At 69.7% G+C, this 11,353-nt stretch carries 12 protein-coding genes and 2 pseudogenes; 10 read left to right on the top strand and 4 right to left on the bottom strand.

The annotated features are described in order from the left end of the window. The 5 genes and pseudogenes from RDU12_RS06610 to flhA form a co-directional block, all read left to right on the top strand. Window positions 1-410 (top strand): annotated as a pseudogene (locus tag RDU12_RS06610) (hypothetical protein); the annotation flags it as partial. Next, window positions 410-742, top strand: a complete 333-nt coding sequence (gene fliN, locus RDU12_RS06605) for a flagellar motor switch protein FliN (protein WP_300293390.1) — start codon at window positions 410-412, stop codon at window positions 740-742. The pseudogene RDU12_RS06610 and the gene fliN, both read left to right, overlap by 1 nt. Before the next feature lie 36 nt (window positions 743-778). Beyond that, entirely contained in the window at window positions 779-2,173 is a 1,395-nt protein-coding gene (locus RDU12_RS06600; protein WP_308684313.1) for a sigma-54 dependent transcriptional regulator, read from the top strand. Between the two features lie 2 nt (window positions 2,174-2,175). Then, window positions 2,176-3,078, top strand: a complete 903-nt coding sequence (gene bla, locus RDU12_RS06595) for a class A beta-lactamase (protein WP_308684312.1) — start codon at window positions 2,176-2,178, stop codon at window positions 3,076-3,078. A 20-nt stretch (window positions 3,079-3,098) separates the two neighbouring features. Then, entirely contained in the window at window positions 3,099-5,192 is a 2,094-nt protein-coding gene (flhA, locus tag RDU12_RS06590) for a flagellar biosynthesis protein FlhA (RefSeq protein ID WP_300290025.1), read from the top strand. 31 nt (window positions 5,193-5,223) lie between these two features. On the opposite strand, the gene RDU12_RS06585 is transcribed toward flhA, so the two are convergent. Next, entirely contained in the window at window positions 5,224-5,937 is a 714-nt protein-coding gene (locus tag RDU12_RS06585) for a hypothetical protein (RefSeq protein WP_300290016.1), read from the bottom strand. A gap of 181 nt (window positions 5,938-6,118) precedes the next feature. Here RDU12_RS06585 and RDU12_RS06580 point away from each other — a divergent pair, with 181 nt between their 5' ends. From RDU12_RS06580 to RDU12_RS06565, 4 genes are all read left to right on the top strand, one after another. Further along, entirely contained in the window at window positions 6,119-7,417 is a 1,299-nt protein-coding gene (locus RDU12_RS06580; protein ID WP_308684311.1) for a CHASE3 domain-containing protein, read from the top strand. A 23-nt stretch (window positions 7,418-7,440) separates the two neighbouring features. After that, window positions 7,441-7,884, top strand: coding sequence for an NUDIX domain-containing protein (locus RDU12_RS06575; protein WP_300290018.1), 444 nt, complete (start codon window positions 7,441-7,443; stop codon window positions 7,882-7,884). After that, a complete protein-coding gene (locus tag RDU12_RS06570; protein ID WP_300290019.1) occupies window positions 7,881-8,441 on the top strand; it encodes a GNAT family N-acetyltransferase in 561 nt (186 codons plus the stop codon). Before RDU12_RS06575 ends, RDU12_RS06570 begins: the two co-directional genes overlap by 4 nt. A gap of 82 nt (window positions 8,442-8,523) precedes the next feature. Beyond that, window positions 8,524-8,709: a CsbD family protein gene (locus RDU12_RS06565; RefSeq protein ID WP_300290021.1), complete on the top strand. Its 186-nt coding sequence runs from the start codon at window positions 8,524-8,526 to the stop codon at window positions 8,707-8,709. Between the two features lie 59 nt (window positions 8,710-8,768). Here the strand turns inward: RDU12_RS06565 and RDU12_RS06560 are convergent, their stop codons facing one another. The 3 genes from RDU12_RS06560 to RDU12_RS06550 are packed head-to-tail and all read right to left on the bottom strand — an operon-like array spanning window position 8,769 to window position 11,040. After that, window positions 8,769-9,278, bottom strand: coding sequence for a hypothetical protein (locus tag RDU12_RS06560; protein WP_300290022.1), 510 nt, complete (start codon window positions 9,276-9,278; stop codon window positions 8,769-8,771). Window positions 9,279-9,313: 35 nt separating this feature from the next. Further along, window positions 9,314-10,492, bottom strand: a complete 1,179-nt coding sequence (locus RDU12_RS06555; RefSeq protein WP_300290023.1) for a VWA domain-containing protein — start codon at window positions 10,490-10,492, stop codon at window positions 9,314-9,316. 20 nt (window positions 10,493-10,512) lie between these two features. Continuing rightward, window positions 10,513-11,040 (bottom strand): GNAT family N-acetyltransferase, encoded by a 528-nt coding sequence (locus RDU12_RS06550; RefSeq protein ID WP_300290024.1) that lies wholly within the window; start codon window positions 11,038-11,040, stop codon window positions 10,513-10,515. Between the two features lie 63 nt (window positions 11,041-11,103). Here RDU12_RS06550 and RDU12_RS06545 point away from each other — a divergent pair. Further along, window positions 11,104-11,353, top strand: a pseudogene (locus RDU12_RS06545) (histone deacetylase family protein); the annotation flags it as partial.

Raw genomic sequence — 11,353 nt, 5'->3', positions numbered from 1 at the left:
ACCGCGCGATCGCCGCGGCGCGCCTGGCATTCGACACGACCGACTGGTCGACCAACCGTCCGCTGCGGAAGCGGTGCCTCGAGCAACTGCAGGCGGCGCTGGAGGCCCTCGGCCAGGAGATCGACTCCTCGCCGCGTCTGGTCATCCGCGCCGGCGAGCTCGACGACGCCAACCGCGCCCGCATCGAACGGCTGTGCGCCGACGCCGGCTTCTCGGGCGTGGTGGCCTTCCGCGAGGAGCCGGGCGCGCCGCCCGCCGCCTTCCAGCTGGAATGGGCCGACGGCCGCGCCGCCTTCGAGCCCGAAGCCGCCTTCGCCCGCATGCGCGAGGCGCTCGACTCGGCCCTCGCCGCCGAAGCCGGCCACGCTGACACCCTCACCCCTGAACCGACAATGGAAGGGAGGCCGTAATGGCGTCCGACACCATGGCCCTGGAGGAGTTCGCCGACTCCACCGCGATCACCGTCAACGACGAGGCGACCGACAAGAGCGCCAGCGACCTGGCCCCGGTTTTTGATGTGCCGGTCAACATCTCGGCCGTGCTCGGCAAGGCGCACATGTCCGTGGCCCAGCTGCTGAAGCTGAACCGCGGCTCGGTGCTGGAGCTGGACCGAAAGGTCGGCGAGGCGATCGACATCTTCGTCAACAATCGCCTGGTCGCCCGCGGCGAGGTGGTGGTGGTCGAGGACCGTCTGGGCGTGACCATGACGGAAATCATCAAGACGGAAGACAGCGGCGCCTGATCCGGCGACGAGCGTAGAGATTAGAGGAGAAGACCGATGCGGCTTCTGGTGGTTGGCAGGCTCAGCGGACAGCTGGCGACGGCGGTGAAGATGGCCATGGCGCACGGCGCCAAGGTCAGCCACGTCGAGCGCGGCGACCAGGCGACGGAACAGCTCCGGCGCGGGCAGGGGGCCGACCTGCTGATGGTCGACTACCGCGTCGACATCGCCGCCCTGATCGCGGCCAACGAGGCCGAGCGCATCCACGTGCCGGTGGTGGCGTGCGGCGTCGACGCCGATGCGACCGATGCGGCCAACGCCATCCGCGCCGGGGCCAAGGAATTCATCCCCCTGCCGCCCGAGGCCGATCTGATCGCCGCCGTGCTGTCGGCCGTCGCCGACGACGAGCGCCCGCTGATCTCGGCCGATCCGTCGATGAAGGCCGTCATCCAGCTGGCCGACCAGGTGGCCCGTTCGGAGGCCTCGATCCTGATCACCGGTGAAAGCGGCGTCGGCAAGGAGGTCATGGCCCGCTACCTGCACGCCGGGTCCAAGCGCGCCGACCGGCCCTTCATCAGCGTCAACTGCGCCGCCATCCCCGACAATCTGCTGGAGTCCGAACTGTTCGGTCACGAGAAGGGATCGTTCACCGGCGCCATGGCCCGCCGCATCGGCAAGTTCGAGGAGGCCGACGGCGGCACCCTGCTGCTCGACGAAATCTCGGAGATGGACGTGCGCCTGCAGGCCAAGCTGCTGCGCGCCATCCAGGAGCGGGTCATCGACCGTGTCGGCGGCACCAAGCCGGTGCCGGTCAACATCCGCATCATCGCCACCTCGAACCGCGACCTGGCCCGGTCGGTCAGCGAGGGGACGTTCCGCGAGGATCTGCTGTACCGCCTCAACGTCGTGAACCTGCGCCTGCCGGCCCTGCGCGAGCGGCCGGGCGACATCGCCGTGCTGGCCGATCACTTCGTGCGCAAATACGCCGCCGCCAACGGCGTGCCGGTCAAGCCGATCTCGGCCGATGCGAAGCGCGCGCTGGTCTCGCACCGCTGGAACGGCAACGTCCGCGAGCTGGAGAACGCCATGCACCGCGCCGTGCTGCTGGCGGTCGGACCCGAGATCGACGTCGAGGCCATCCGTCTGCCCGACGGCCAGCCGCTCAGCGCCGGCAGCCACGGCGCCGCCGTCGACGCGGGGGTGGCCGGACGCGCCGCCCACGTCGCCGACGCCGTCACCCGCGCCCACGTCGGCCAGACCGTGGCGCAGATGGAGAAGACGCTGATCCTCGACACCCTGTCGCACTGCCTCGGCAACCGCACCCATGCGGCCAACATCCTCGGCATCTCGATCCGCACCCTGCGCAACAAGCTCAACGAATACGCCGACGAGGGGACCAGCATCCCCGCCCCGCAGTCGGGCGTGGCCTCGTCCGGCTACGCGGCCGCCTGACCATGACCCGATCCACGGACCGCAGAAGCGTCCTGACCGGTCTCGGCGCCCTGGGCGTCGCCGGCTGCGTCCGCGCCGAGCCCGCCCCGCCGGCGCAGGCGCCGACCCCGCCCGAAGCCTTCGACCTGTCCGCGCTGGAGCGTGAGAACGGCGGCCGTCTGGGCTTCGTCGCCCATGACGCCGGCACGGGTCGCCGCCTGGCCTGGCGCGGGGACGAGCGGTTCGTCTACTGCTCGACCTTCAAGATGTTTCTCGCCGCCGCCACCTTCCTGCGGGTGCAGGCGGGGGAGGAACGGCTGGATCGCCGGATTCCCGTCACCGCCGCTGACATGACCCACCACGCCCCGGTGACCGAGCCCGCCGTCGGCGGCGCCCTGAGCGTCGAGGCCCTGATGAAGGGCGCGGTCGAGGTCAGCGACAACCCCGCCGCCAACCTGCTGCTCAAGGCCATGGGCGGTCTGGAGCCGATGCGGGCCTTCTACCGCTCACTTGGTGACGACAGCACCACGGTGGACCGTTTCGAACCCGAGATGAACCGGCTGGATGGCGACAAGGACACCATCACGCCCCTGAGCTCGGCGGCCAATCTGGAGCGTCTGCTGGTCGATCCGGCCACGCCGCTCTCGGCGGAACACAAGGCGATCCTGCTGCGCTGGATGGTCGACTCGCCGACCGGGGCGGACCGGCTCAAGGCCGGGGTTCCGGGCGGCTGGCGGGTGGCGCACAAGACCGGCACCGGGGGCTACGGTCCGACCAACGACATCGGGGTGCTTTACCCGCCGACCGGCTCGCCGGTGATCGTCGCCGCCTACTATCACGCCACGCGCGACGCCCCGGCCGCCCGGAACGACGCCGTCATCGCCGAGGCCGCCCGCCTCGCGCTGAAACGCCTCGGCCGCGCATGACCGACATCCCCGCCTCGACCATGATGAAGGACGGCATGGCCCGTCCGACCGGGCGCGACATGATGGGCTGGGTCGCGCGCGGCGAGGTCGGCATGGCCATCGGCGTCATCGGCGTCATCCTGCTGCTGATCCTGCCGATCCCGACCTTCCTGCTGGACATGCTGCTCGCCCTGTCGCTGGTCTCCAGCGTGCTGATCCTGATGACCGCGGTGATGATGAAGAAGCCGCTGGACTTCGCCATCTTCCCCACCGTCCTGCTGGTCTCGACCCTGTTCCGGCTGGGCCTGAACCTGGCCTCCACCCGGCTGGTGCTCAGCCACGGCCACGAGGGCTCGGGCGGCGCCGGTCAGGTGATCGAGGCCTTCGGCGCGCTGATGATGGGCGGCAGCTTCATCATCGGCATCATCATCTTCGCCATCATCCTGGTGGTGAATTTCGTGGTCATCACCAAGGGCTCGACCCGCATCGCTGAGGTCTCGGCCCGCTTCACCCTCGACTCCATGCCGGGCAAGCAGATGGCCATCGACGCCGACCTGTCGTCCGGTCTGATCGACGAGGAGGGCGCCAAGCGCCGGCGCAAGGAGCTGGAGCAGGAATCGACCTTCTTCGGGGCCATGGACGGCGCCTCGAAATTCGTCCGCGGCGACGCCGTCGCCGGTCTGATCATCGTCTTCATCAACGTCATCGGCGGCATTCTCATCGGCGTGGTCCAGCACCAGATGCCGATCGGCGAGGCGGCCAACTCCTATGTCTCCCTGACCATCGGCGACGGTCTGGTGACCCAGGTCCCGGCCATCGTCATCTCCATCGCCGCCGGCTTCCTGGTGTCCAAGGCGGGCGTCGAGGGCACGGCCGACAAGGCCCTGGTCGCCCAGCTGGCCACCAATCCGGTCAGCCTCGGCGTCGTCTCCGGCGCGGCCGGCCTGATCGGCCTGATCCCCGGCATGCCGCTGCTGCCGTTCGCGGCCCTGGCCATCGGAACCGGCTTCATGGCCTGGCGCCTCGGCCGCAATCGCCTCAAGCCCAAGCCGAGCGAGGCCGAGATGGCCGCCACCGCCTCCGGTCCCAAGGAGGACGTCGAGGAGCCGATCGGCACCGCCCTGACCATCGACGAGGTCAAGATCGAGCTCGGCTATTCCCTGCTGTCGCTGATCAACGACCTCGAGGGCCGGCGCCTGACCGACCAGGTGCGGGCCCTGCGCCGCTCGCTGGCCCAGGAGTACGGCTTCGTCATGCCGTCGGTGCGCATCCTCGACAACATGCGCCTCGGCACCCAGGGCTACGCCATCCGCATCAAGGAGATGGAGGCGGGCGCCGGCGAGGTCCGCCTCGGCTCGCTGATGGCCATGGATCCGGCCGGTCGCCAGGTCGAACTGCCCGGGGAACACACCCGGGAACCCGCCTTCGGCCTGCCCGCGACCTGGATCGACGAGAGCCTGCGCGAGGAGGCCACCTTCCGCGGCTACACCATCGTCGATCCGTCGACGGTGCTGACCACCCATCTGACCGAGATCCTCAAGGAGAACATGGCCGAACTGCTCTCCTACGCCGAGGTGCAGAAGCTGCTGAAGGAACTGGGCCCGGAAGAGAAGAAGCTGGTCGACGAGCTGATCCCCTCGGTGGTCACCGTCACCACCCTGCAGCGGGTGCTCCAGTCGCTGCTCCGCGAAAAGGTCTCGATCCGCGACCTCGGGGCCATTCTGGAGGGCCTCGCCGAGGCGGCGCCGCACACCTCGTCGGTCACCCTGCTGGTCGAGCACGTCCGCGCCCGCCTGGCGCGCCAACTGTGCTGGCAGCACAAGGGCGACGACGGGGCCTTGCCGATCGTCACCCTGTCGCCCGACTGGGAGCAGGCCTTCGCCGAGGCCCTGGTGGGGCAGGGCGAGGACAAGCAGCTGGCCATGGCGCCGTCGAAACTGCAGGACTTCATCCGCGCCGTCCGCGACGTGTTCGAACGCGCCGCCATGGCCGGCGAGACCGCCGTCCTGCTGACCGGCCCGCAGGTCCGCCCCTACGTCCGCTCGATCATCGAACGCTTCCGCGGCCAGACGGTGGTGATGAGCCAGAACGAGGTCCACCCCAAGGCCCGGCTCAGGACCATCGGGACGGTGTAACCGCATCCTTCTCCCGCAAGGGGAGAAGGGTCTATTGGGTGGTCCACCCCCCCGCCGAAGCTTCCCGCGCCGCGTCGTTGGCGGGACGGGCGATCAGGCCCGACTGGGTGATCCAGACCTCGTATTTGGCCCCGTCGGCCATCGGCATATAGGCGCCGCCGCCGTACAGGGTGTCGACCGCGTCGACGCGATGGCGGTATTTCCGGGCCGTGTCCCAGGCGCTGACCCTCCACGGCAGCCAGCTCGGGCCGGCGTCCCCGCCGGTCAGTGGGTGCACGCTGCGCGCGGCGTTGATCTCCTGCTCGATCGAGCTGTAGCGGCCCGACAGCCGGTCCAGCCGGTATTGCGTATCCAGACCCAGAACATTGGCCCACGGCTTCCACTTCAGCACCTGGGCCTCGATCCGCCACTCGTCGCCGTGCAGCGGATACAGGTTGCTGACCGCCGGGACGTCCTCGCCGCGGGCGGGCTGCATCACTGTGGCCTCATAGTACTGCGGGCCCAGCTGGCGGGTCTCGATGGTCGCCACCGGGCGCTCGTAGGTCAGGCGGGAATAGGTCTGGACGTCCAGGCCCAGCAGGGCCGCGATCATGGCCGCGGCGATGAAGCCCGCGCCCCCGACGCCCCCCAGCAGGCCGCCGAAGAACCGTCCCTTGAACAGGGCGGCCAGGCCCCGGAACAACAGCACCAGTCCGATCAGCGCGACCAGCGCCGGCGCGATCCACCACCACCAAACCATATTCATGCTCCCACCCTGCGCGCTGATCTTTACCGTAAATCCGCGGGGAGGGGGCAGTTTCCCTCCACGCGCGACTCGACAGGCCGAAAGAGGCCGCTAATGCTCGCGCCCGATGTTTTCGGCTGTCCGCCCGTCCCTGCCCGCCCTGCTCCGGTTCGCGCGGACCCCCAGCATCGGGCGGTCGATCGTGACCTTGCTGGCGGGCGCCATTCTGCTGCTGCTGGCGGTGAACGTGGCGACCTTCGTCATGATTCAGCGCACCGTCGCCTTCAACGACCAGGTCGAGCGGTCGCAACAGGTGCGCGGGGCGGCCGGCGCCCTGCTCATATCGCTGGTCGACGCCGAGACCGGCCAGAGGGGCTTCCTGCTGACGGGTCGTCCGGAATTCCTCGCCCCCTACAATCGCGCCGAAACCTCCGTACCGGAGCAGATGGCCGAACTGGAGCGGCTGACGGCCGGCGATCCCCAGCTGGAGGCGCACGTCGCCGTCATGCTCGAGGCCTCGCGCGACAAGCTGGCGGAGCTGGAGCGATCGGTCGCCCTGTCCCGCACCGGCCGGATCGGCGAGGCCGTCCAGCTGGTCCGCTCGGGCCAGGGGCGGGCGCTGATGGATACGATCCGGGCGCAGATCGGCGCCATCGACGAGATCGAGATGGTTCGCCTCGAGTCGCGCACCCGCCAGTCGGAGTACGGCTCAGGGCTGACCCTGTGGGCCAATGCGCTCGGCGGACTGCTGGTGGTGGTGCTGGCCGGTATCATGATCTGGCTGGTTCGCCGCTACATCGGCGAGATCCAGGAAGCGCGCGACACGCTGGACCGGATGAACGCCGGGCTCGAAACCCAGGTCCGCGACCGCACCGCTCAGCTGACCCTCGCCCGCGACCGGGCCGAGGCCATGCTGCGCGAGGTCAACCACCGCGTCGGCAATTCGCTGCAGCTGGTGTCCAGCTTCATGTCGCTGCAGTTGCGGCACCTCGCCGACGACGGCGCCCGCTCGGCGCTGAAGGAGGCCCAGGCCCGCATCGAGGCCGTGGCCCACGTCCATCGCCGCCTCTACACCTCCGACGACATGACCTCGGTGGCCATGGACGAATACCTCGAGGGGCTGGTCGCCGAACTCGGCCAGTCCCTCGCCCCCGGCGCCGGCGCCCCGACCCTGTCGCTGCAGGCGCAACCGTTGAATGTCTCGACCGACCAGGCCGTCTCGATCGGCGTCATCGTCGCCGAACTGGTCACCAACGCCGTCAAATACGCCTACCGCCCGGGTCAGGGCGGCGAGATCCGCATCCGTCTCGAGCCGGACGCCCGGGCCCGCCGCGCCCTGCTGACGGTCGAGGACGACGGTCCCGGCCTCGGCGACGCCAAGCCCAAGGGCACCGGCCTGGGCGGCAGGATCGTCTCCGCCTTGGCCGCGGGGCTGGGGTCGAAGGTCGAATACGATCCGGATTACGCCGGCGTACGCGCGCGTCTGGCCTTCGATCTCTGACCGTCGCGCGCTAGGCTTTCTCCATGCTCCAGTTCGGCGACCCCGACCCGTCCCTCGACTACGCCCCGCGGCCCACGGCGTTCGGCCTGGTGTTCCAGGACGGCAAGCTGGCCTGCGTCCGCGTCGACCGGGGCGCGGGCAGCTATTACGACCTGCCCGGCGGCGCCATCGACGGCGACGAGACCGGCGAACAGGCGCTGGTCCGTGAGTTCGTCGAGGAGACGGGCATGGCCGTCCGTCCCTTCGCCTGCATCGCGGAGGCGGCCCAGTATTTCCGCAAGTCCGACGGCGCGCCGGTCAACAACGTCGCGTCGTTCTGGATCGCCGAGCATCTGTCGCTCGACCCCGCCGCCAAGGTCGAGGAGGACCACGAGCTGGTCTGGCTTCACCCGCACACGGCCCTGAACGAGCTTCGCCACGACGCCCACGCCTGGGCCGTCGCCGTCTGGCTGCGAAGACGTCCGTGACCCTGTCGGTTCGCAGCCTGACAGCGGACCTGTGGCCGGAGCTCGAGCGGCTGTTCGGGCCCCGCGGCGCGACCGCCGGCTGCTGGTGCCAGTGGGTCAGGCTGGAGAAGGGCGAGCGGTTCGACGACATCAAGGGCGAGATCGCCCACAGCCGGCTGCGCGATGAGGTCAGTTGCGGCGACCGGCGGGGGCTGATCGCCTTCGACGGGGATGAGCCGGTGGGCTGGGTCACCTATGGCCCCCGCCGCTATTTCTCCCGCATCGACCGCGCGCCGTCGCTGGCCGTCGACGATGCCGATCGGGTCTGGTCCATCCCCTGCTTCTTCGTGAAGGCGGGCCGGCGCGGCCAGGGCGTGGCGACCGCACTGCTGGACGCCACTGTGGACGCCTGCCGCGACGCGGGGGCCGTGACCCTCGAGGGCTATCCGGTCGCGGCCGACAAGCCCCAGGCCGCCGCCTTCGTCTGGACCGGGACCGTGCCGCTGTTCGCCCGGGCCGGCTTCGTCAGGGTCGACGACAAGCCCTCGGGCAAGGTCCGGATGCGCCGAACGCTTTGACGCAGCGAGGGAACGTCACGCCCGCCCGGTGGTTGGTCTTGCATACGCGGCGTTCCTGCCGCGCCCTGCAAGGAGTTCAGACATGACCGATCATGATCGAGTCGAAGGCGCCGCCAAGAACATGGGCGGCAAGGCCAAGGAAGCGGCCGGCAACCTCACCGGCGACGAGAAGCTGAAGGCCGAAGGCAAGGCCGACCAGTTCGAGGGCAAGGTCCAGAACGCGGTCGGCGGGGTCAAGGACGCCCTGCGCGACGACAAGCGTCACTAGTCCGCACTGAACCAACCAGCGCCGCGCTCCCTTCCCGGGGCGCGGCGTTTGCGTGTCCGCTAGTCGTCGTCGCCGCCGAGACGGATGCGCAGGCCCTCTTCCGGGGGCTTACTGCCGTCGGCGGGGCGGCATTCCTCGGTCCAGACCACGCCGCCCTCGGGCTGGACGCGGGGCCGGGTCTCGCAGGTCGTGTCCACCAGCCGGGGCCCGCTCGCCATCGACCGGCTCGGCGCGCCGCATTGCAGGGCGTAACGATCGCCCGCCGCCGCCTGCCGGCACTGTTCCTCAGCCCCGCCGCCGGCCAGCCCCGGGGGAAGGTCGCCGCCCAGATCGAGCGCCAGCGCGGCGCGGACCCGCGCCTGACAGGCCTCCAGGCTCTCATTGGCCTTGCGCATCAGCGGGCTGCACTCCGACCGCTCGTAGCCATAGGGGTCGGCCCGGGCCCAGTCGGGCAGGGCGGGGGCGGCGGGCGCTTCGGCGACGACCGGCTCGGGCGGGGCGGGCTCCTGCCACACGACCTGTCCCGGGGCGGCCTGTTGCAGGATGACGGCGGCGACGAGGGCGAGCATGGCGGACCTCCTGAAACCAGCCCGGCCAGACTAGCCTATTTGGCGAGCGCCCGCATGGCCTTCTCCAGCCCGTCCAGGGTCAGCGGATACATCCGCTCGTCGACCAGTTCGCGGATCATCCCGACCGAGGCCGAATAGCTCCAGTAGCGTTCCGGCGACGGGTTCAGCCAGGCGACCTTGTCCCACTGCTGCGTCGCCCGCTTCAGCCAGACCGCGCCGGCCTCCTCATTCCAGTGCTCGACCGAGCCCCCGGGCATGGTCACCTCATAGGGGCTCATGGTCGCGTCGCCGACGAAGATGGCCCGCCAGTCGCCGGGGTATTTGTTCAGCACCTCCCAGGTCGGGATCTTCTCGCTGTGCCGACGCCGGTTGTCCTTCCACACGCCCTCATAGAGGCAGTTGTGAAAGTAAAAGAATTCCAGATGTTTGAACTCGGTCTTCGCGGCCGAGAACAGCTCCTCGCACATCTTCACATGGGCATCCATCGAGCCGCCGATGTCGAGGAACAGCAGCACCTTGATCGTATTGCGCCGCTCGGGCCGCATATGGATGTCCAGCCAGCCCTGGCGCGCCGTGCCGTCGATGGTGGCGTCCATGTCCAGCTCGTCCGGCGCCCCCTGCCGCGCGAACCGGCGCAGGCGGCGCAGGGCCACCTTGATGTTGCGCGTGCCCAGCTCGACCTGGTCGTCCAGGTTCCGGTATTCGCGCTTCTCCCACACCTTGACCGCCCGGCCCTGTTTGCCCGGCCCGCCGACCCGCACGCCCTCGGGATTGTAGCCGCCGTGGCCGAACGGGCTGGTCCCGCCGGTGCCGATCCACTTGTTGCCGCCCTCGTGCCGGCCCTTCTGTTCCTCGAGCCGCTGCTTCAGCGTCTCCATCAGCTTGTCGAACCCGCCCAGCGCCTCGATCTGCGCCTTCTCCTCGTCGGTCAGATATTTCTCGTTGAGCAGCTTCAGCCAGTCCTCGGGCACGTCCAGCGCCGGCTCTTCGCCCGCGCCCACGGTCTCGATCCCGGCGAACACCTTGCCGAACACCTGGTCGAACCGGTCGTAGTGTTTCTCGTCCTTGACCAGCACCGCCCGCGACAGGTGGTAGAAGTCGTCGACCTTCCGCCCCGCCACGTCCTTGTCCATGGCCTCCATCAGATGGAGCCATTCCTTCATCGACACGGGCACTTTCGCGTCGCGCAGGGCGGTGAAGAAGGGCAGGAGCATCGACCTAACCTGAGCCCGGCTCAGCCGCGCCGCAAGATGAACTCGTCGTCCAGCCAGTCGCCCACCGGATACTGATACTCGCCGACCTTCTCGAACCCGTAGGCCGCATACAGCTTCTGCGCCTTCAGGTTGCCGCTCCACACCCCGATCCACAGCGGCCCGTCGGTGTGCGCCTCCATCCACTCCAGGGCCACGGCCAGCAGCTTCGTGCCCAGCCCCAGCCCCTGCGCCCCCTTCGACACATACAGCCGCCGCAGCTCGGCGTGGCTGGGCCGGGCGTCCGGATGGGGCAGGGTGTTCGGCCCGGTGTTGGCGAAGGCCAGCAGTTCGCCGTCGCGCTCGGCCACCCACCAGGCCGCGCCCGGCTCCTTCAGCTTGGCGCGGATCGTCTCGGCGCTGAAGCTGGCGTCGAGGAAGGTTTTCAGGTCGTCGGCCGGGTAGGGGATGGCGAACCCGTCCACGAAGGTGTCGATGAAGGTCTGTCGCCCCAGCACGCCGAGGGCTTCGGCGTCGGCGTCGACTGCGGGGCGGATCAGGGGCTCGGTCATGATCGGCGCCTACAACCTCGATCCGGGCGCGACAAGTGCGGCGCGGACGCATAGTCTTCCCGCGTGAGCGTCGCCCTCTTCACCCATCCCGACATGATCGAGCACCGGCCCGGCGCCGGTCATCCGGAGCGGCCCGAGCGGCTGCGCGCCGTGCTCGACGCCCTCGACGACGCCGGCCTGTCGCGCGACCGGCGCGCCGCCACCGAAGCCGCCATCGCCGATCTCGAACGCCTCCACCCGGTCGCCTATGTGGCCCGCCTGCTCAACGCCTCTCCGGTCGACGGCCTCAATGCCCTCGACGCCGACACTGTGC

It is taken from the genome of Brevundimonas sp. (assembly GCF_031082345.1).
In the GTDB taxonomy this organism is placed as follows: domain Bacteria; phylum Pseudomonadota; class Alphaproteobacteria; order Caulobacterales; family Caulobacteraceae; genus Brevundimonas.
The sequence above is the reverse complement of the archived record's forward strand: the minus strand, read 5'-3'. Positions and strand labels throughout refer to the sequence as shown.

Bases quoted from the DNA above. Each gene is read 5' to 3' on its own strand.
- RDU12_RS06585 (WP_300290016.1), bottom strand. From the start codon at position 5,937: ATGAATATGGTTTGGTGGTGGTGGATCGCGCCGGCGCTGGTCGCGCTG.
- RDU12_RS06575 (WP_300290018.1), top strand. From the start codon at position 7,441: ATGCTCCAGTTCGGCGACCCCGACCCGTCCCTCGACTACGCCCCGCGG.
- RDU12_RS06565 (WP_300290021.1), top strand. From the start codon at position 8,524: ATGACCGATCATGATCGAGTCGAAGGCGCCGCCAAGAACATGGGCGGC.
- RDU12_RS06560 (WP_300290022.1), bottom strand. From the start codon at position 9,278: ATGCTCGCCCTCGTCGCCGCCGTCATCCTGCAACAGGCCGCCCCGGGA.
- flhA (WP_300290025.1), top strand. From the start codon at position 3,099: ATGATGAAGGACGGCATGGCCCGTCCGACCGGGCGCGACATGATGGGC.
- fliN (WP_300293390.1), top strand. From the start codon at position 410: ATGGCGTCCGACACCATGGCCCTGGAGGAGTTCGCCGACTCCACCGCG.
- bla (WP_308684312.1), top strand. From the start codon at position 2,176: ATGACCCGATCCACGGACCGCAGAAGCGTCCTGACCGGTCTCGGCGCC.
- RDU12_RS06600 (WP_308684313.1), top strand. From the start codon at position 779: ATGCGGCTTCTGGTGGTTGGCAGGCTCAGCGGACAGCTGGCGACGGCG.
- RDU12_RS06555 (WP_300290023.1), bottom strand. From the start codon at position 10,492: ATGCTCCTGCCCTTCTTCACCGCCCTGCGCGACGCGAAAGTGCCCGTG.
- RDU12_RS06550 (WP_300290024.1), bottom strand. From the start codon at position 11,040: ATGACCGAGCCCCTGATCCGCCCCGCAGTCGACGCCGACGCCGAAGCC.